This is a genomic window from Oerskovia turbata (assembly GCF_000718325.1).
GTDB classification, from domain to species: domain Bacteria; phylum Actinomycetota; class Actinomycetes; order Actinomycetales; family Cellulomonadaceae; genus Oerskovia; species Oerskovia turbata.
The window spans coordinates 1-1,179 of the sequence record NZ_JOFV01000033.1; the positions used below are offsets into that span (position 1 = coordinate 1).

1 protein-coding gene is annotated in these 1,179 nt (G+C 70.1%); it reads left to right on the forward strand.

Features of this window, described 5'->3' with window-relative positions:
- Window positions 1–263: 263 nt before the first annotated feature.
- Window positions 264–1,179: MCP four helix bundle domain-containing protein (locus IE95_RS0118240; protein ID WP_036572712.1), on the forward strand; the 916-nt coding region annotated here is incomplete at its 3' end.

A 1,179-nucleotide genomic window follows, 5' to 3' on the forward strand; every position in this document is an offset into this window, starting at 1 on the left:
GACAGTGCGGCGACGATGCAGCGGATGAGCGTGGCGGTCGACGAGCTCGCGCAGATCTCGGTCGAGCTGCGCACCCGCGTCGCCCAGTTCCGGATCTGACGCCCTCCCCAGCGTCCTGCGCACCCGCGGGACAGTCGCCACCTGCACCAACGGTGCAGATCAGCACGGCCTCGGGGCTCCCTGCCCCGAGGTGATCGACTCGGTCACGCCACGCGTGGCCGGACAGCAGGAGACAGAGGTCTCCCCAGAACGAGAGGCGAGCGATGAGCGAGCAGCAGAACGTACCGCGCCGGCTCTGGGCCGACCGCCCGGTGCTGATCAAGATCGTCATGTCCGTCCTCCTCATGGTCGTGGTGGCCGCACTCGTCGCCGCGGTCGCGCTCAGCTCGATGCGCACGCTGCGGGCCGACGCCGCGCTGATGTACAGCGGGAACGTCGTCCCGCTCCAGCAGCTCACCGAGATCCAGCGTGCCTACCAGGGTGACCGCGCCCGGGTCGTCCAGTACGGCATCGCCGACGAGGAGACCCGCGGGACCCTCGTGGACGAGCTGGCCGAGCGCAAGGTCGACCTCCACGCGCAGATCGAGGCCTACCGCCCCAACGCGGTGAACGAGGCCGACGTCGACGCCCTGATCGTCGCGCTGGACGAGTACTACGCGGCGGCCGAGGGGACGCTGTTCCCGTTCGCGGACGAGGGGGACGCCGACGGTTTCGCCACGTACTTCGACGAGACGATCCGTCCGTTGACGACGGGCGTCATGGAAGCCATGCAGGTGGAGACCCTCTCGCAGGGCGAGCAGGCCGCCGCGCTCGCCGACGAGACCGACGACCTGGCCGCACGGTCGATCCTCGTCACGATCCTCATCGCGGTGCTCGGTGCGGTGGCAGCGTCCGCCCTGACCTACTTGGTGGCGCGGAGCATCGCCCGCCGCATCGGTGCGGTGTCCGCGGCCCTGTCCGCAGTGGGTGACGGCGACCTGACGGTCTCCTCCGGAGTGACCGGGCGGGACGAGATCGGCACCCTGGCCGTCAACCTCGAACGCACGCAGGCGAACCTGCGTTCTCTGATCACGGGAGTGGTCGAGTCGTCGGTGACGATCGCGTCGAGTGCGGAGTCGTTGGCGGGGGTGTCGTCGCAGTTCTCGGCGTCGTCGGAGGAGACGGCGGCGCAGTCGGGGG